This window comes from Pedobacter sp. (genome assembly GCF_046462515.1).
Classification (GTDB): domain Bacteria; phylum Bacteroidota; class Bacteroidia; order Sphingobacteriales; family Sphingobacteriaceae; genus Pedobacter.
In genome coordinates this window covers 13,905-32,567 of sequence record NZ_JBKGVD010000006.1, presented here as the reverse complement: position 1 = coordinate 32,567, position 18,663 = coordinate 13,905, and the positions used below count along the sequence as shown (strand labels likewise).

The 18,663-nt window shown below is 37.4% G+C and carries 21 protein-coding genes; 17 read left to right on the top strand and 4 right to left on the bottom strand.

Features of this window, described 5'->3' with window-relative positions; genetic code table 11:
• Positions 1–15 precede the first annotated feature (15 nt).
• The 4 genes from ACLHG9_RS05925 to ACLHG9_RS05910 all read left to right on the top strand — a co-directional run bounded on the left by ACLHG9_RS05925 (position 16) and on the right by ACLHG9_RS05910 (position 2,213).
• Complete coding sequence (locus ACLHG9_RS05925; RefSeq protein WP_410220572.1) at positions 16–411, top strand: group III truncated hemoglobin; 396 nt, start codon at positions 16–18, stop codon at positions 409–411.
• Between the two features lie 3 nt (positions 412–414).
• Complete coding sequence (locus ACLHG9_RS05920; RefSeq protein WP_410220571.1) at positions 415–852, top strand: hypothetical protein; 438 nt, start codon at positions 415–417, stop codon at positions 850–852.
• Between the two features lie 117 nt (positions 853–969).
• Positions 970–1,542 (top strand): TMEM175 family protein, encoded by a 573-nt coding sequence (locus tag ACLHG9_RS05915; RefSeq protein ID WP_410220570.1) that lies wholly within the window; start codon positions 970–972, stop codon positions 1,540–1,542.
• Positions 1,543–1,658: 116 nt separating this feature from the next.
• Positions 1,659–2,213, top strand: coding sequence for a hypothetical protein (locus tag ACLHG9_RS05910; protein WP_410220569.1), 555 nt, complete (start codon positions 1,659–1,661; stop codon positions 2,211–2,213).
• Between the two features lie 68 nt (positions 2,214–2,281).
• Here ACLHG9_RS05910 and ACLHG9_RS05905 read toward each other — a convergent pair whose 3' ends face one another.
• Positions 2,282–2,632, bottom strand: a complete 351-nt coding sequence (locus tag ACLHG9_RS05905) for a 4Fe-4S dicluster domain-containing protein (protein ID WP_243361933.1) — start codon at positions 2,630–2,632, stop codon at positions 2,282–2,284.
• A 79-nt stretch (positions 2,633–2,711) separates the two neighbouring features.
• Between ACLHG9_RS05905 and ACLHG9_RS05900 the strand changes: the two genes are divergently transcribed.
• The 10 genes from ACLHG9_RS05900 (at position 2,712) to ACLHG9_RS05855 (ending at position 14,059) form a co-directional block, all read left to right on the top strand.
• On the top strand, positions 2,712–3,734 hold the full coding sequence (locus tag ACLHG9_RS05900) for an acyl-CoA reductase (protein ID WP_410220568.1): 1,023 nt from the start codon (positions 2,712–2,714) through the stop codon (positions 3,732–3,734).
• A gap of 341 nt (positions 3,735–4,075) precedes the next feature.
• Positions 4,076–4,279 (top strand): fructose-6-phosphate aldolase, encoded by a 204-nt coding sequence (locus ACLHG9_RS05895; RefSeq protein ID WP_243361929.1) that lies wholly within the window; start codon positions 4,076–4,078, stop codon positions 4,277–4,279.
• 1 nt (position 4,280) lies between these two features.
• Positions 4,281–4,961 (top strand): cell division ATP-binding protein FtsE, encoded by a 681-nt coding sequence (locus tag ACLHG9_RS05890; protein WP_410220567.1) that lies wholly within the window; start codon positions 4,281–4,283, stop codon positions 4,959–4,961.
• Between the two features lie 128 nt (positions 4,962–5,089).
• Complete coding sequence (locus tag ACLHG9_RS05885) at positions 5,090–5,683, top strand: nucleotide exchange factor GrpE (protein WP_410220566.1); 594 nt, start codon at positions 5,090–5,092, stop codon at positions 5,681–5,683.
• Between the two features lie 27 nt (positions 5,684–5,710).
• The gene (gene dnaJ, locus ACLHG9_RS05880; RefSeq protein WP_410220565.1) at positions 5,711–6,871 is read left to right on the top strand and encodes a molecular chaperone DnaJ; all 1,161 of its coding nucleotides are present in this window, start codon (positions 5,711–5,713) and stop codon (positions 6,869–6,871) included.
• A 172-nt stretch (positions 6,872–7,043) separates the two neighbouring features.
• Entirely contained in the window at positions 7,044–7,367 is a 324-nt protein-coding gene (locus ACLHG9_RS05875; RefSeq protein WP_410220564.1) for a hypothetical protein, read from the top strand.
• Positions 7,368–7,433: 66 nt separating this feature from the next.
• A complete protein-coding gene (locus ACLHG9_RS05870; RefSeq protein WP_410220563.1) occupies positions 7,434–11,759 on the top strand; it encodes a CusA/CzcA family heavy metal efflux RND transporter in 4,326 nt (1,441 codons plus the stop codon).
• 2 nt (positions 11,760–11,761) lie between these two features.
• A complete protein-coding gene (locus tag ACLHG9_RS05865; protein WP_410220562.1) occupies positions 11,762–12,895 on the top strand; it encodes an efflux RND transporter periplasmic adaptor subunit in 1,134 nt (377 codons plus the stop codon).
• A gap of 163 nt (positions 12,896–13,058) precedes the next feature.
• On the top strand, positions 13,059–13,430 hold the full coding sequence (locus ACLHG9_RS05860) for a hypothetical protein (RefSeq protein WP_410220561.1): 372 nt from the start codon (positions 13,059–13,061) through the stop codon (positions 13,428–13,430).
• A 101-nt stretch (positions 13,431–13,531) separates the two neighbouring features.
• On the top strand, positions 13,532–14,059 hold the full coding sequence (locus ACLHG9_RS05855; RefSeq protein WP_410220560.1) for a ferritin: 528 nt from the start codon (positions 13,532–13,534) through the stop codon (positions 14,057–14,059).
• A 264-nt stretch (positions 14,060–14,323) separates the two neighbouring features.
• Here the strand turns inward: ACLHG9_RS05855 and mtgA are convergent, their stop codons facing one another.
• The gene (gene mtgA, locus ACLHG9_RS05850) at positions 14,324–15,049 is read right to left on the bottom strand and encodes a monofunctional biosynthetic peptidoglycan transglycosylase (RefSeq protein WP_410220559.1); all 726 of its coding nucleotides are present in this window, start codon (positions 15,047–15,049) and stop codon (positions 14,324–14,326) included.
• Between the two features lie 54 nt (positions 15,050–15,103).
• Here mtgA and nth point away from each other — a divergent pair, with 54 nt between their 5' ends.
• From nth to recA, 3 genes are all read left to right on the top strand, one after another.
• Entirely contained in the window at positions 15,104–15,757 is a 654-nt protein-coding gene (gene nth / locus ACLHG9_RS05845; protein WP_410220558.1) for an endonuclease III, read from the top strand.
• The gene (locus ACLHG9_RS05840; RefSeq protein ID WP_410220557.1) at positions 15,754–16,104 is read left to right on the top strand and encodes an MmcQ/YjbR family DNA-binding protein; all 351 of its coding nucleotides are present in this window, start codon (positions 15,754–15,756) and stop codon (positions 16,102–16,104) included. The genes nth and ACLHG9_RS05840 overlap by 4 nt, the downstream gene beginning before the upstream one ends.
• A gap of 209 nt (positions 16,105–16,313) precedes the next feature.
• Positions 16,314–17,327 carry a recombinase RecA gene (gene recA / locus ACLHG9_RS05835; RefSeq protein WP_410220556.1) on the top strand — a complete coding sequence of 338 codons (1,014 nt, stop codon included), beginning with the start codon at positions 16,314–16,316 and terminating at the stop codon, positions 17,325–17,327.
• A 69-nt stretch (positions 17,328–17,396) separates the two neighbouring features.
• Here the strand turns inward: recA and ACLHG9_RS05830 are convergent, their stop codons facing one another.
• Together ACLHG9_RS05830 and tsaD are read right to left on the bottom strand one after the other, a co-directional pair.
• Positions 17,397–17,609: a hypothetical protein gene (locus tag ACLHG9_RS05830; RefSeq protein WP_410220555.1), complete on the bottom strand. Its 213-nt coding sequence runs from the start codon at positions 17,607–17,609 to the stop codon at positions 17,397–17,399.
• Positions 17,610–17,619: 10 nt separating this feature from the next.
• A complete protein-coding gene (gene tsaD, locus ACLHG9_RS05825) occupies positions 17,620–18,621 on the bottom strand; it encodes a tRNA (adenosine(37)-N6)-threonylcarbamoyltransferase complex transferase subunit TsaD (RefSeq protein WP_410220554.1) in 1,002 nt (333 codons plus the stop codon).
• Positions 18,622–18,663: the final 42 nt, after the last annotated feature.

Below are 18,663 nucleotides of genomic sequence, written 5' to 3'. Positions count from 1 at the left end.
ATATTTTCATCTGAAATGAAAGAAATCAGCGACATAGAAAATTTAGACCATATTAAACAACTGGTAGATTGCTTTTATGACAAAATAAGAGTAAATCAATCTTTGGGCCCTATATTTAACCGCATCATACAAGACAGGTGGCCCGAGCATCTCGAAAAAATGTACCGGTTCTGGCAAACCATACTCTTAGAAGAACACACCTACCAAGGCTCACCATTTTTGCCACATGCCAAATTACCCGTAAACAAAACACATTTCGACGAGTGGCTGCGCGTTTTTAGCCAAACCGTTGATGAGCTTTTTAAAGGCGAAAAAGCAGAACAGGCCAAATGGAGAGCCAACCGAATGGCCTTGATGTTTTTAGCTAAAATTGAGTATTACCAAAACAATTCATCCATCCCATTAATGTAGATCATGTCTAAAAACTTTCAAGTAAAAGTTCCTTTAACCTTCATTTGGATAGGATTTATCTGTGCCATCAGTTTTATGGAAGCCTGGCTTAAATTTAAGGCACCCGGCATAACCCTTACATTGGGCTTGGGTATAGGAAAACTGGTGTTTGCCGCTTTAAATAAAATGGAATGGATCTTTGCCATTGCCATATTAACAGAACTGGTTTACCTGCGTAAAAAAATTCTTGTTAAACACAACCTGTTCTATTTTGTTCCACTGCTAATCTTGTTTATACAAAGTGTTTGGATCTTACCTGCACTTGATCTGCGAGCCCAGGCAATAATCAAAGGGGAAACCTTAACACCGTCGAACCTGCACATATGGTACATTAGCATAGAAGTCTTAAAAACCATATGCCTAGGTATTTTTGGCTTTAAAGTTTACACCAAAGACGTATAACTTGATATTTGCGCGATCTATTTAACGTAGATTTAGGATAATATAAAAAAAACCTTAAACCGAACCCACGTTATTTATTAAATTTAGCTTTAAAATAAATTTAAAAACAGAACGCATATGCAAACCAACAGATTAGAAGCCTTTAGCGACGGTGTTTTAGCCATCATCATTACCATTATGGTTTTAGAACTCAAAGTGCCGGAAGGCTACTCTTTCAGTACCTTAACACCACTTTTCCCTAAAATATTATCATATGTGCTTAGCTTTTTGTATGTGGGCATTTATTGGAATAACCACCACCATCTTTTTCAGATCATAGAAAAAGTAAATGGAAAAGTTCTTTGGGCAAATCTTAATCTATTGTTTTGGCTTTCACTTTTACCTTTTGCCACTGCATGGATGGGCGAAAACCACTTTGAGAAAAATCCGGTGGCGGTATATGGCATTATATTAGTAATGGCGGCAATCGCTTTTCTTATCTTAGAAAAATATGCCATTGCGCACGAAGGTAAAGACTCTAAACTTAGTGCGGCTATTCGTTCAGGGTTTAAGGAAAAAGGCTCGGTAGTGCTTTATATAGCAGGTATTGCGGTATCATTTTTTTATCCGTTACTTAGTTTGTTGTTCTATTATATTGTTGCCATGATGTGGCTCATCCCTGATAAGAGAATTGAAAAAACCTTAAAATAAAATTTACACAATAGGCTTTTAAAACATTAATTATCAGATTTTTAAAAAAAATAATAAAATAAAACAGCAAGTTTTTTACTTTTATATCTGTAAATACAAATCAAACACAAAAGATCATGAAAAAACCTTTGTTGCTGCTACTGATGATCAGTTCGGCGTTTATGGTAACCTCTTGCAAAAAATTAAAAGAAGCTACCGAACAAAATGTAAGCATTACACCTAACAGTGTAGAATTTAATATCGATCCTATTGCTACAACCAACACTGTAACCACCATAGGAACCATTAATGTAAATATTGATCTGAACGCATTGGTTAAACAATATGCGGCAGGATTTGGGGTGAACAACATCAAATCGATCAAGATCAAATCTTTTAAAATTGATTTGGTTAATGGTAGTGATGCATCAAATAATCTGGCCAATTTAGAAAGTTTAAGTGGCGAGATTTCGGCTACAGGTAAATCATCTCAGGCTATCGTAAATTTAAACAGCAATCCTGATGTTCAGGCCACCAGCATTACTATACCATCAAGCGGAGATATTGAACTGAAAGATTTTGTGGCAGGTACAAGCGTAAAATACACGCTTAAAGGAAAATTACGCAGAGCCACAACCAAAACTCTTAGAGCTAAGATTACAGCAGAATATGCTTTTGTATTTAGTTTATAAACTCAAATGCAATCCAGTAAAAAAGGACATCGATATGATGTCCTTTTTTACTTTAGCTTAAGGATAGTTTATCCTTCCTGATGTAACCAGGCTTTTTTAGCTAATAGTTCTTCTTCAGTTTCTCTTACATCTTCATCATCTACGCAACAATCAACAGGGCATACCGCAGCACACTGAGGCTCATCATGAAAACCCTTACATTCTGTACACTTATCTGAAACGATATAATAAACTTCATCTGAAATCGCATCTTGGGCGGCCTCAGCATCAATCTGCTTGCCCCCAAAATCAATAATGCCTTCTAAACTGGTACCATCAGAAAATCTCCATGCCGTACCTGCATCATAAATTGCGTTGTTTGGACATTCAGGCTCGCAAGCACCACAATTTATACACTCATCAGTTATTTTAATTGCCATCTTATCGAATAAATATAATTGCTAAGTTTAACTTTGCACTGCAAATATAACACATAATACATTTAAAATAGTTCTAAATATGTTACCAGACAAAAAAGAATTAGCATATGCGCTAAAGCAATTAGGTATTTTCATGCAAAACCCTTCTGCATCATTTGAAGCTGTGATCTATAGTGCCCACAACCACAATGCCTGGTTTACTATAGCAGAAGTAAAAAAAGCTTTGAAAGCATTAAGCGAAATGCTAAATCCCGATGATCTGGGTACCTGGTTCAGCCAGATAGAAATCAGCACTAAACCTAAAAACATCGGTTTAATTCTGGCCGGAAACATCCCTTTGGTAGGTTTTCATGATGTATTATGTGTACTGGCTACGGGCAATATTGCACAGATCAAAATGTCATCATCAGACAATAAGCTCCTGCCTGCGCTTTTAGAACAATTATGTACTTATTTACCAATCCTATCAAATCATTACCAGTTTGTAGATCGTTTAAGCAATTTCGATGCTGTTATCGCAACAGGTAGCAACAACACCTCCAGATATTTTGAGTATTATTTTGGAAAAGTACCGCACATTATCCGTAAAAATAGGAACAGCATTGCCGTTTTAGATGGCAATGAAAGCGAACAGGATATGCAACAGCTGGCCAGTGATATTTTTGATTATTATGGTATGGGCTGCAGGAGTATTTCCAAAATTTATATCCCGCGGCATTACAACATAGAAAAATTCTTTAAACCATTAGAAAACCATAAGAACATCATAGAACATTTTAAATACAATAACAATTACGATTACAACAAATCTATATACCTGGTAAATGGCGTAAAGCATTTTGATAATGGTTTTCTGCTCTTAAAAGAAGATCAGCAATTCTCTTCGCCATTGGCAGTACTTTACTATGAAGAATATGATTCTGTTGATACCCTAGAGAATATACTGAGAGAAAAAGAAACCGAAATACAATGTATTGAAAGTAACACAACGTTAAATATAAACAAAGAAGTATTGCCTTTCGGTCAAAGTCAGCATCCAAAACTGTGGGATTATGCGGATAATGTGGATACAATTAACTGGTTAAATGGGTTAAATAATTGAAATTGGTTAAATGATAAACCGTTAATTTAGCGTTACCCCGTAAAACTGGGCGTCATCCCCGAAAATCGGGGCAAGCTCTGAACTTGTTTCAGGGTCTAAAAGTAATAAAGATGCTGAAATCAATTCAGCATGACGCTAACATTGCCGTCACCCTGAACTCGTTTCAGGGTCTTTCATCACTTGCCCGTCCAATTTCTTTAAACTTCAGGCTTTGAGCTCCGACTTCGGACTTCGGACTTTTTACAAAACCGTGCGTCACCCTGAACCCGTTTCAGGGTCTTTGCCCTATTTCTTTAAACTTCCCATATCGCTCTTCAGACTTTTTTACTATTTTTGAGCTGATGTATATTATTAAAGTTAAAGGCATAGCTAAAATACCCGATTATGTACAGCTTAGAGATGAGCGCTTTACCTTATTGGCATATTTCAGGGTAGACCGGCCAGATAAATCCCTTGAAAAACTGGGCTTTGGTGATAAACAGGAATACATTATGAACATCATTAAAGACCTGCCTTTTGGCCAGGTTACAAAATTAGACATATAAGATGGCAGAGAACGTAATAAACCTACAGAATGTTGATGTATTTCAACAAAAAAACCTGGTATTATCTAACGTAAACTTAAATATAGCAAAAGGCGAATTTGTTTTTTTAATCGGTCAGACAGGCTCAGGTAAAAGTAGTTTACTAAAAATTATATATGGCGATTTACATATAGGTAACGGAAGCGGAAGCGTTGCCGGATTTGATCTTAAAAACCTTAAAGACAAAGAAGTACCCTTTTTACGTCGCAAATTAGGCATTGTATTTCAGGATTTCCAGTTGCTTAGCGACAGAACCATTGAACAAAACCTTTCATTTGTATTAAAAGCTACCGGTTGGAACGATGACAAACTGATCAATGAGCGCATAAAGGACGTACTTGAAAAAGTAGGCCTACGCTCTAAGATTAAAAAAATGCCCCATGAGTTATCAGGTGGCGAGCAACAACGTATTGTAATAGCCAGAGCATTACTCAACAACCCTGAAATTATTCTTGCAGATGAACCTACAGGTAACCTCGACCCTGAAACATCTGAAGAAATTGTTTTACTGTTAAAACAGATCAGCCAGAACGGTACTGCCGTTTTAATGGCCACCCACGACTACCATATCATCAGAACTTTCCCTTCACGCATCATCAAATGCGAGAACGGAGTAGTACATGAGGATGCACAGATAGCATAAACAACTGTCAAAAATTATTGACAAGCAGCCATACTGTTAGCTTTTGTTTCTTAAAACTGACACTATGGCTGTTTTTTATGCATTGGCAATACATTTGAGAAACAAAAATTTAAAAAACACGAGTACACATGTTTAATAAGAAGAAAAAAGAAGAAGAACCTGTGGTTGATCAGAATAAAACAGAAGAAGTTGCAGAAAATACCGATCAGGTAACCACTGATGATGCGGCTTCAAATGCAAATGAAAAAGAAGTAGAATCTGCGCAAGAATTGTCTACAGAAGAAAAATTACAACAGGAGAATACTGCCCTAAACGACAAGTATTTACGTCTTTTTGCTGAATTTGACAACTATAAACGTCGTACCCAAAAAGAACGTGTTGAACTGTTGCAAACCGCAGGCAAAGATGTAGTGGTATCTTTATTACCGGTTTTAGATGATTTTGAAAGAGCTATAAAAGCCACAGAAAATACAACAGATATAGATTCCCTACGCGAAGGCATCCTTTTAGTACAGCAAAAACTGAAAGGCATTTTAACGCAACGTGGATTAAAAGAAATCAGTTCGAAAGATGCAGCTTTTGATACCGATTTACATGAAGCCATAACTCAGGTTCCTGCTCCTACTGAAGAACTCAAAGGAAAAGTTATTGATGAAGTTCAGAAAGGCTACACCCTTAACGACAAAGTGATCCGTTACGCAAAAGTTGTTGTAGGAGCGTAAAATACAGTTTAGAGGAAAAGATTACAAATGAGTAAAAGAGACTATTACGACGTACTTGGGGTAGCTAAAAATGCTTCTGCCGATGAAATAAAAAAGGCTTACAGAAAATTAGCCATTAAATACCATCCAGATAAAAACCCAAATGACAAGGCAGCAGAAGACAAATTTAAAGAAGCTGCTGAGGCATATGAAGTATTAAGCAATCCTGAGAAAAAACAGCGGTATGACCAATTTGGACATGCGGGTGTAGGGGGTGCAGCCGGAGGTGGCGGTTTTAGCGGTGGTAGCATGAACATGGAAGATATCTTTAGCCAGTTTGGCGATATCTTTGGAGGAGGCTCGCCGTTTGAAAGCTTTTTTGGAGGCGGAGGTCGTCAATCTGGAGGTAGAAGGGTAGCAAAAGGCAGTAATTTACGTATAAAAGTTAAACTAACGCTAGAAGAGATTGCACATGGCGTTGAGAAAAAAATAAAAGTAAACAAACAGATTGTTTGTAAAACCTGCGATGGGACCGGCGCAAAAGACCGTTCTTCTGTAAGTACCTGTAAAACCTGCGGGGGTAGTGGTTCGGTAAGAAAAGTAACCAATACCATATTGGGCCAGATGCAAACTACGGCAACCTGCCCTACCTGCCATGGAACAGGTCAGCAGATTACCGCAAAATGTAATGTGTGTCATGGCGAGGGTACGGTACGTGGCGAAGAAACCATATCTATCAATATACCTGCAGGTGTAAGCGAAGGTATGCAACTGAGCATGTCAGGCAAGGGAAATGCAGCCCCTAATGGCGGTATTCCAGGCGATTTGATTATATTAATTGAAGAACTGCCTCACGAAACTTTAAAACGCGATGGCAACAATATCATATATGATCTGCACATAAGCTTTATAGACGCTGCATTAGGTATAAGCGTAGAAGTGCCCACTATTGATGGCAGGGCCAAGATCAAAATAGAACCCGGTACGCAAAGCGGTAAATTGCTTCGCTTAAAAGGCAAAGGAATTCCAGAAGTAAACTCATATCATCGCGGTGATGAGATCATTCACGTTAACATCTGGACACCAAAAGCATTAAATGCAGAAGAAAAAGCCATCTTAGAGAAATTAAGAGACTCTCCTAACTTTAAGCCTCAACCGGGCAAAAACGACAAGAGCTTTTTCGAAAAAATGAAAGAATATTTTGAATAACCATAAAAAGGCTGCTTTTAAAGCAGCCTTTTGTTTTTTATAATCGTTATAAATTTGTGATGCACATTTTGTTTTTAATTGAGTTTATCTATTTTTGAACATTTTGAAAAAGTTGCTTATATATTGTTTACTATCACTTTATGTAATCTCTGGTACAGAGATGCAAGAAGTAATGAAACTGCCGGTACTTTTTCAGCATTATTTTGAGCACAAAAACCTAGATAAGAATATTACTTTTTGGGCTTACCTTACGCATCATTACAGCGATATTCCGCATCATGATGGAGATGAAGCTCGTGATATGCAGCTGCCTTTTAAAACCCATGACCATTCTTCGGGTTTTGCTCCCGCTCTTGAACCACCTCTGTTAGGTACGTTCCGTAAATTCTCAAATACAATACACATTCCTTTTACCATCCGTTATAACGAGGATTTTATATCCTCTGCCTATAATAACAAGGTATGGCAACCCCCAAGAGTTCTTGTCAATATTTAATATTTATTGAACGTGGTAATTACCGCGCAATTGTCATGTATTAAAATTTGATCAATCTTTATTTTTATGCTAAATAAAATAATTGGGTTTTCTGTAAAGAATAAACTCATTATAGGGTTATTTACAATTGCCCTCATCATATTTGGGATTTTTGAACTTACCAAACTTCCTATAGATGCCGTTCCGGATATAACCAATAACCAAGTTCAGGTTATTACCACAGCACCATCTTATGGCGCAACAGATATCGAACGTTTAGTTACTTTTCCGGTAGAACAGGCAAACAGCAACATTGCCGGTATTAAGGAAATCAGAAGTTTTAGCCGTTTCGGCCTTTCATTGGTAACCTTGGTTTTTAATGATGATGTAGATATATACTGGGCCAGACAACAGGTATCAGAACGATTAATTACCATACAGGATAAAATTCCTGATGGCATAGGTAAACCCGAAATGGGCCCTATATCAACCGGTTTAGGCGAAATTTACCAATATGTGGTAAAGCCCAAAAAAGGATATGAAAAAAAGTACGACCTTACAGAATTGCGAACCATTCAAGACTGGATGGTTAGAAGGCAGCTTTTAGGGGTAAAAGGTGTAGCAGAAGTAAGCAGTTTCGGCGGAAAACTAAAACAATATGAAGTAGCCGTAAATCCGAATAAATTACAAGCTTATGGCCTTACGGTGGCAGATGTTTTTAATGCACTCGGAAACAACAATGAAAATACCGGAGGTTCTTACATAGAAAAACAATCTACCCTGCTCTACATCAGAAGCGAAGGATTGGTAGGTTCTAAAGAAGATATTGAAAATATAGTTGTTAAGAGTTTAGATAACGGTGTTCCATTATTGATAAGAGATGTAGCCGACGTAAACATTGGTTTTGCTACACGCTATGGAGCTTTAACTTACAATGATCAGGGAGAAGTAGCCGGCGCAGTTGTAATGATGCTCAAAGGCGCTAACAGCAACGTTGTAATAGAAAACATTAAAACCAAAATTGCACAAATACAGAAAAGCTTACCTGAAGGTGTAGAAATTGAACCCTTTCTTGATCGTACAAAAATGGTTAACAACGCCATTAAAACCGTTGAGACCAATCTGTTTGAAGGTGCACTCATTGTGGTTTTTGTACTGGTGCTTTTTTTAGGAAATATGAGAGCAGGCTTTTTAGTCGCTTCTGTTATTCCGCTATCTATGCTGTTTGCCATTATTATGATGAACATCTTTGGCGTAAGCGGCAATCTGATGAGCTTAGGTGCACTGGATTTCGGTTTGATTGTAGATGGAGCGGTGATTATTGTAGAGGCCGTAATGCACCAGCTAAGTCACAGTAAGAAATTTGCTTCTCTGGGTATGCTCAGGCAAAATGAAATGGACCAAGAAGTAAAAAGTGCTTCCTCTAAAATGATGAACAGTGCTGTATTTGGTCAGATCATTATCTTAATCGTTTACTTACCTATATTCAGCTTGCAAGGTATAGAAGGAAAAATGTTCAAACCAATGGCGCAAACCGTAGCATTTGCATTATTGGGTGCATTCATCCTGTCGCTCACCTATATTCCTATGGCAAGCAGTCTTTTCCTGAGCAAGAAAATAAAAACAAAACCTAACTTATCTGATCGCTTAATGAGCAGAATTGAGCGTATTTACCATTCCTTGCTGCAAAAAGCCTTACAAATTCCTAAAGTTATTGTTGCAGGTACCTTAACCTTATTTATTATAGCGATCATCGTTCTCGGAAGATTAGGCGGCGAATTTATCCCTTCCATAGAAGAAGGAGATTTTGCGGTAGAAACAAGGGTTTTAGCGGGTAGTAATATCAATACAACCAGCGAAAACATACAGAAAGTGGCAGGAATATTAAAATCACGTTTTCCCGAAGTAAAAAATATTATTACAAAAATTGGCAGCAGTGAAGTACCTACCGATCCAATGCCGATGGATGTGGGTGATATGATCATTAACCTGAAGCCTAAAAAAGAATGGACATCAGCAAAAACATTTGATGAACTTGCCGAAAAAATGGGTCATGCCGCCAGTGAAATACCTGGAGTTACCACCAGTTTCCAGTTTCCTGTTCAGATGCGCTTTAATGAATTGATGACTGGAGCCAGACAAGATGTAGTTTGTAAGATTTTTGGTGAAAACTTAGATACATTAAGCATTTATGCCAAAAAAATCGGCAACATTTTAAAAGACGTAAAAGGTGCTAATGAAATTTACGTTGAAAAAATCAGTGGTACGCCTCAAATTGTAATTAAATACAATAGAGCTGTAATTGCACAATATGGCCTTAATATTTCAGAAATAAACAGGACCGTAAATACCGCTTTTGCAGGTAAAAGCGCAGGACTTGTATTTGAAGGTGAAAAAAGTTTCGATTTGGTGGTCCGTTTACAAACCGATAAGCGCAAGAGCATAGGCGATGTGCAAAATTTATTGATTGCAACGCCATCTGGTAGCCAGATACCTTTAAGCCAGGTTGCCAGCGTAGAATTGGTAGATAGTCCGAGCCAGATTCAGCGCGAAGATACCAAACGCCGCATTTTAGTAGGTTTTAACGTAAATGGCCGTGATGTAGAAAGTATTGTAAATGAACTGCAGCATAAAGTTTCTTCAAAAATAAAATTACCTGCAGGCTACACTATAGCCTACGGAGGTTCTTTTGAAAACCTGAACGAAGCTAAATCCCGATTAATGGTGGCTGTTCCGGTTTCATTGGTCTTGATCTTCCTGCTCCTTTATTTTGCTTTCGGTTCTATTAAATACGGCTTATTGATCTATAGTGCCATTCCTCTATCAGCCATAGGCGGTATTTTTCTGCTCGCTTTAAGAGGTATGCCTTTCAGTATCAGCGCAGGTGTAGGTTTTATCGCTTTGTTTGGTATTGCCGTACTCAATGGTATTGTATTGATAGCCGAGTTTAACAACATTAAGAAATCAGGAGAAACCCATATGAAAGATATCGTTCTAAAAGGCACACAAACCCGCTTACGTCCAGTATTAATGACCGCTTCTGTAGCATCCTTAGGTTTTTTACCTATGGCCATAAGCAATGGTGCTGGCGCAGATGTTCAGCGGCCTTTAGCTACGGTAGTAATAGGGGGTTTGATGATCGCTACCCTACTTACCCTCTTTGTATTGCCTATACTTTATTTGTTTTTTGAAAAAGGCATCAAAAAAGGTAAAGCAGCCAAAACAGTTGCAACAGCACTGCTTCTTTTTGCATTTTTACCTGCAAAAAGTCAAAAACCACTTACTTATAAATCTGCCATAGATGATGCTATTGCCAATAATTTATTACTTAAATCATATGATTTAAAAGCTGTACAGGCCAAACAGTTGGTCAATACGTCTACCACTATCGCCCCAACACAGATATTGGCAGAGTACGGAAAGTTTAACAGTGGCATTAATGATAACAAGTTCAGCATTAATCAGGGTTTCAGTTTACCAGGTGTTTATCAAAATCAGAAAGCTAAGTTAAACGAAGACTGGAAATCTGCCGTATTGGCAAGAGGTTTTAAAGAAGCTGAATTAAAGCGCGAAGTTACCGATATATTTTACAGCCTTCTGGTTCTGCAAGAAAAGAAGAAACTGCTTAAACAGGCCGATAGCATGTATAATAACTTTCTTAAATTAGCACAACAACGTTTAAAAAGTGGTGAAACAAACAGATTAGAACAAACAAGCGCACAAAACCAATTATTGCAAAACCAAAGTCGCTTAGCCTTACTGCAAACCCGTGAAACAGCTTTGACACAGCAACTTCAGTTCTTAATGAATACCGAAGAAGAAGTACAGCCCGTAAGCAATAAATTTAAAGTAGAACTTAATGGCGAGTTAATACAAGATTTAAACCAACATCCACAATTAAAATTACAAGAGCAGAACGAGAAAATAGCCGAAGCAGAGATTAAAGTAGAAAAATCGAAATTATTGCCCGAGTTTAATATAGGCTACAATAACATGAGCATCGCAGATGGAGTTACTTATCAACGCGACAGGTTCCAATCTTTTCAGGCAGGCTTAAGTTTGCCTTTATTTGGAGGAGCGCAAAAAGCTCGGGTCAGGTCTGCGCAAACACAGCTCGATTTAAGTAAAACGGAAACAGAGCTTACCCATAAGGCACTAAAAACGCTTTGGAAAACCACTGCAGAGCAATACCTGAAACATTTGCAGATCGTAAATGATTTTGAGCAAAAAGGTCTAAAAAGTGCCAACGAGATGAGCTCACTTTTAGACAGGCGGTTGCGCAATGGCGAAATCAATTATATAGAATGGACTTTACTCAACACCGAAGCCATTAATGTTAAAATAGCTTATTTAGAAGCTGTTGAACAACTCAATAAAAGCACTTTAGAACTTAACTACTTATTAGCTAAATAACAATGAAAAGTATTTTATATACAGGTCTTTTTGCAGTCATGTTAGCACTGGGAGCCTGTACACAAAAACAAGATCCAAATACAACAGAAGAACAACATGTTAACGAAGATGTAGTTGAACTAACCGATGTACAGGCTAAGAACATTAACCTGGAGATCGGCCAGATTGAGTACAAAAACATCAGTAAACATTTAAAGCTGAGTGGTAAGATAGATGTACCACCGCAAAACCTGGTATCGGTTAGTATTCCATTAGGTGGTTACTTAAAATCTACCAAAATGCTACCCGGCACACATGTAAGCAAAGGCCAGATCATTGCGGTTATGGAAGATCCGCAATACATACAGTTACAACAGGATTATCTAAGCGTAAGAAGCAAATTAAATTATGCTGCCAAAGAACTGCAAAGGCAAAAAGAACTCAATGTAGATAAAGCCAATAGCGATAAGATATTGCAGCAGGCAGAAACAGAATACCGAAACTTAAATATTGAGCGTAGGGCACTGGCAGAGAAGCTTAAGCTGATCAACATCAACGCTGATAAACTGGATGAGAGCAACCTCTCAAGAACAATAAATATCTATTCACCTATTGATGGCTACATTAGCGAGGTAAACGTAAATATAGGTAAATATGTAACTCCTTCTGATGTAATTTTTGAACTGGTTAATCCTACAGATATACATTTAAATCTTACCGTTTTTGAGCGTGATCTTGATCTCATACAAATTGGACAGAAAGCTATTGCTTATACCAATTCAAAGCCAGATCAGAAATATGAAGCAGAGGTTATTCTGGTAAGTCATAATGTAGGTGTTAACCGCAGTGCTGAAATCCATTGCCATTTTGAGAAATATGATAAAAGTTTGGTACCTGGCATGTACATGAATGCTGAGATTGAATTACGCAGTCAGAAAACAGCTACCCTTCCCGAAACAGCAATTGTGAGTTTTGAAAATAAAGATTATGTATTTGTAGAGATAGCCAAAAATAAATTTAAGCTTACCCCGGTAACTGTTGGCGAAACAGAACAGGGATATACCATTGTTGATAAAAATATGGCAGGTAAGAAAGTTGTAACCAAAGGTGCCTATTCTGTTTTAATGAAAATGAAAAACAACGAAAGCGAAGAATAAGCAACAATTTCAGAAGACGTTTAAAAAGAATGCAAAAGGCATTATGCTCTGTTAAAAAGCTCAAAAATATTTTTTTAAACGTCTTCTTTTTTGGTTTAAAATTACATTGTTTTTATTTGTATTAAATCTAAATAATGGTATTTTTGTCGCACGGTTTTAAACTATGCAACAGCTAAAAGATACTTTACTCCCTACCGCATCATTCGAAGAAGTTTTTACCACAACTCATGGGGCAATTTTTCAATCAGACAGTGAAAGATGCTGGTATGTCGATTTTGCAGGTAAAATAGCCCGTTTCGATTATAAAAACCTGATCAAGCTTAAAAAAGCTGTTTACAACATCGATATTGAAGCCAAACTGTTAAACAGTACACAAAGTGCTGATATTGAAATCATTTTTATCTGTGCCTGCGACCACGCGTATGTACTCTCACTTTTACAATTGATTGAGTTTAAGGCTTTGCTGCAAGGATGTTTTACCATGTTGGAACTTAACCATATCATTTACGACAGATTGTACCGTATAGTTGCTTAAACATAGACTTAGACTCGTTCCATATTGATTATAAATTCGTTAACAAAAAACATTGCGTTTAACTTTGTGTTGTATTTAAACAATAAATGCAATTCATAGTTATGAAAGATATCATCCGGACACAAAGCCTAATTTCTGCTGATATAGAAATGTTGCTTAACCAGCAGATTAAAAAAGAAGCACACTCTTCTTCTATATACTTAGCCATGGCTTCATGGTGCGACCGTAATGGTTATGACAATTCAGCCGATTATTTCTTCAAACAGGCCGAAGAAGAAAGACAACATCAGCTTAAATTCTTTAAATACGTTTTAGATATGGGCGGCAATGCCGTATCTCCCGATGTGAGCAATATTAAACAAGAATACAATTCGTTCAGAGAAGTATTTGAAGAAGCTTTAGAACAGGAAATAAACATTACCCAGTCTATTAAAAATATAGCTGCACGCTGCCACAGCGAACAGGATTTTGTAACCTTAGAATTTCTGAACTGGTTCTTCAGAGAACAAAGAGAAGAAGAATATAAAGCCCGCCGTGCATTAGAGCTATTTGAGGTAATTGGCGAAGAAGGTACCGGAAGATGGCAGATAGACAAACATGTAGGACAAATCACCTATAACGAAGGTTAATTTTATCAGGATTTTTAGAATTAAAAGCGCATATGAACAATATATGTGCTTTTTTTGTTTGGTTTTAAGCACTTATGTCTAAAAAAGATAAAAAGAAAAAGAAATCAAAGCAGGAAAAGAAAGACAAAAAGAAAAAAGACTGCTGTGAAAAGTACCTCCGTGGTAAGAGGTGTAAAAATTGCCCTTTGGCATAGTCATGCTGCAATCAAACAACCACCACACGTCATACTGAACGCGTTTCAGTATCTTTGTTCTTTTAACATCTTAAAAATCCAACGGCCCTAACCTGCGCATATTACGCATGATCCAATACTGCCGTTTTTTAATATAGGGCGTAGCTTTATTCGGGTTCCACCTAATTGGATTAGGAAAACAGGCAGCAATTAATGCAGCCTCGGCCCTGCTCAAATTCTTGCAGGACTTTCCATAATAAGCCTGTGAAGCAGCCTCCGCTCCATAAATCCCATCACCCATTTCAATCACATTCAGGTACACCTCAAGAATCCGTTCCTTACTCCATAAAACTTCTATAAGCAATGTAAAATAAGCCTCAAAAGCTTTTCTTACATAAGATCTGCCAGGCCATAAAAAAACATTCTTGGCAGTTTGTTGCGATATGGTACTGCCTCCCGTCTTTGCCTTACCCTTTGCATTATTTTCAAATGCTTTTTCAATCGCCTGAACATCAAACCCAATATGTTTCAAAAAGAGCTGATCCTCGGCCGATACCGCTGCTCTTTTCATGTTATCTGAAATATCATTAAACTTAACCCATGTTTTCTCCATTTTGGCGGTTTTTCCAGCTGCCTTTCGCTCCCAGTTACGCTCTACCATTAAAAAAGTAATTGGCGGATTTACAAAACGATAAATGAATACCCACAAGATAGTGGTCGCAAAAAACCAGATCAGAATCCTACCTAAAATTCGTTTAACCCGGCTCCAAGATAGTTTTTTCTTATTTGCAGAAACGTTTTTTCTCTGTTTAGTCATTAACGTAAAGGTAAATAAAAAGCATTAGCTCTAAAATTTGATTTATATTTGTTTATGCTTAAAAAAGAACGTTATCAACGCTTTGTAGATTACTTTTCTACCCACCAACCTCAGGCACAAACAGAATTGCATTACAACAATCCCTATCAGCTGCTTGTAGCCGTAATCTTATCCGCTCAGTGTACAGATAAACGCATAAATCAGGTTACCCCTGCCCTTTTTCAACGCTTTCCTACGCCTAAATCGCTGGCAGAAACCACCCCTGATATTGTTTTTGACTACATCAGAAGTGTAAGCTACCCTAATAACAAGGCAAAACATCTGGTAGGCATGGCCAATATGCTGGTAAACGAGTTTAACAATGAAGTACCTTCAGATGTGAACCAGCTTCAGAAAATGCCGGGCGTAGGCAGAAAAACGGCTAATGTAATTGCTTCTGTTGTATATGATGCACCGGCAATGGCTGTTGATACCCACGTTTTCAGGGTAGCCAACAGACTGGGGCTTACCAAAGGTAAAACCCCCTTGGCTGTAGAAAAAGATTTGGTAAAAAATTTACCTGAGCATACCATTGCAACTGCGCACCATTGGCTTATCTTGCACGGACGTTATGTTTGCCTAGCACGTAACCCTAAATGTGGTATCTGCCCGATCAGGGATTTCTGTCTATATTATGAGAAACAGGTTAAGCCAAAGCAAGAAGAATGATAACTATTAACACATTCAGAAAATTAGCACTTTCGTTTCCCGAAACGATAGAAGAGCCTCATTTTGAAAAAACAGCATTCAAAGTAAAGAAAAAAATCTTTGCCACTTATGATCCTAAGAACCAAACAGCCTGCATAAAATTATCTGAAATAGACCAGAACGTTTTTTCATCTGCCGATAAGACCATCATTTACCCTGTTAACAATAAGTGGGGAAAACAAGGCTGGACATTGATAGAGCTGAAAAAAGTTAACAAAGACTTGTTCATTGATGCCTTGATCACAGCTTACTGTGAAGTTGCGCCCCAAAAACTTGCCGACAAAATGAGGCCAAACGATAATAAATAAAGACAATACCAATACAGATAACAACTTGCTATAACCCATTTGAAGTACTTGCAGGAAAGATTTTTATAACTTTGAGATATAAAGAATATTTTTTACCAATTTTATTTGCATTATAAAAAATATTTCAATATTTTTGCTAAAATTATTAGCTTAATTAAAATTACTATTTGCCGATACCGATTATTATATTTAAAACAAAGTATTAAGACATGAACCCAAACACAGACAAATTAAAAGCTTTACAGCTTACCTTAGATAAATTAGAAAAATCTTACGGAAAAGGTTCTATCATGAAGTTAGGCGATCAGGCCGTTGAAACCATGGACGCCATTTCTACAGGTTCAATCAGTTTAGATATTGCCTTAGGTGTTGGAGGTGTACCCAAAGGTAGAATCATAGAAATTTATGGGCCTGAATCTTCAGGTAAAACTACCTTAGCTACACATATCATTGCCGAAGCTCAGAAAAAAGGAGGCATTGCGGCCATAATTGATGCCGAACATGCATTTGATAAGTTTTATGCCAAGAAATTAGGTGTTGATACCGATAACCTTTTGATTTCACAGCCTGATAACGGCGAGCAGGCATTAGAAATTGCCGATAACCTGATCCGTTCAGGTGCAATAGATGTAATTGTAATTGATTCTGTAGCTGCTCTTGTACCTAAAGCAGAGATTGAAGGCGAAATGGGCGACAGCCGCATGGGGTTACAGGCACGTTTAATGAGCCAGGCCTTACGTAAACTAACAGGAACTATTGCAAAAACAGGATGTTGCTGTATTTTCATTAACCAGTTGCGTGAAAAAATAGGCGTAATGTTTGGTAACCCTGAAACCACAACCGGGGGTAATGCATTAAAATTCTATGCCTCTGTACGTTTAGATATCCGCAGAACTTCACAGATTAAAGACAGCGATGAAGTTTCTGGTAACCGTGTAAAAGTAAAAATCGTTAAAAATAAAGTAGCCCCTCCTTTCCGTCTTGCCGAATTTGATATCATGTTTGGCGAGGGTATTTCTAAAACAGGAGAAATCATTGATCTAGGTGTTGATTTTGGTATCATCAAAAAAGCTGGCTCATGGTTCTCTTATGGAGATACTAAATTAGGACAGGGAAGAGATGCGGTAAAACAATTACTTTTAGATAATCCTGAGCTTGCAGAAGAAATTGAGAATAAGATCAGAACAGAAGTTACCGGAGAACAATTAGAAGAGAGAGAATAACGTTTCTCTTTTACTACAAAGATAATGCCTGAAACTGCACAAGGCCATTTCAGGCATTTTTTATTAACCTTAAAAGTTTGAGGATTTAGGTGTGATCTGCGAATTGGTTTCAACAAAATTCTTATCCAGCTTGGTAATCACATAAATAGCTCCGCAAATTGCTAGGCACAATAAAACAATTCCTAAAAGGTTTTTACGCTTATCCTGTTTAATTAACCAGTATAAAAAGCCCAATAAAGGCAATAGCAATAAACCAAAAAATATAAAACTTGTAGCTCCCATTATCTAAAACTTAAAATTCCATTTTCGCCATTGGCGCAACATCCTGATTAACAAATTCGCCAGCTAAATACTTATGATAACCTGCAATGGCAATCATGGCAGCATTATCAGTACAATATTCAAAAGCCGGGATATAAACTTTCCAGCCTAATGTTTCCTGCATACCAAGCAAAGCGGCTCTTAATCCCGAGTTTGCCGATACCCCACCTGCAATGGCTATTTCGCTACAATTATACTGCTTTGCAGCTTTCTTTAACTTATTAATTAAGATATTTACAATACTGTGTTGCACCGATGCACAGATATCTGCAAGATTATTTTCTACAAAATCAGCATCCTTAGCTTTTTGATCTCTCACAAAATAAAGGATAGAAGTTTTAAAACCACTGAAACTATAATTTAAGCCCTGTATCTGAGGTTCAGGGAATTTAAAAGCATGCGGATTTCCCTCTCGGGCATATTTATCGATCAAAGGTCCGCCCGGATAAGGAAGGTTTAAAATCTTGGCTGTTTTATCAAAAGCCTCTCCTGCTGCATCATCTAAAGTCTCTCCCACAATTTCCATATCAAAATAATCTTTAACCAGCACAATTTGCGTATGCCCCCCCGAAACCGTTAAACACAAAAAAGGAAATTTAGGTTTGGGTTCATCAATAAAATGCGCTAAGATATGAGCCTGCATATGATTTACAGAAATAAGTGGTAAATCAAGTGCCAAAGCAAAAGATTTTGCAAAAGAAACCCCCACAAGTAACGACCCCAGTAATCCCGGGCCACGGGTAAAAGCAATGGCATCTAGCTGTGTTTTATCTACTTTTGAAACCGCTAAAGCCTGTTGAACGGCAGGAACAATATTCTGTTGATGAACTCTCGAAGCCAATTCTGGTATTACACCTCCATAATTTTCATGAATTGTTTGGTTTGCAATAACATTGGCAGTAATTTTGCCGTTGTTACAAACAGCTACCGATGTTTCATCACAAGATGACTCAATGGCTAATATTATAGGCACAGTTAAAAATTTTAAGTTTACAAAATTATCAAAAAACTATTA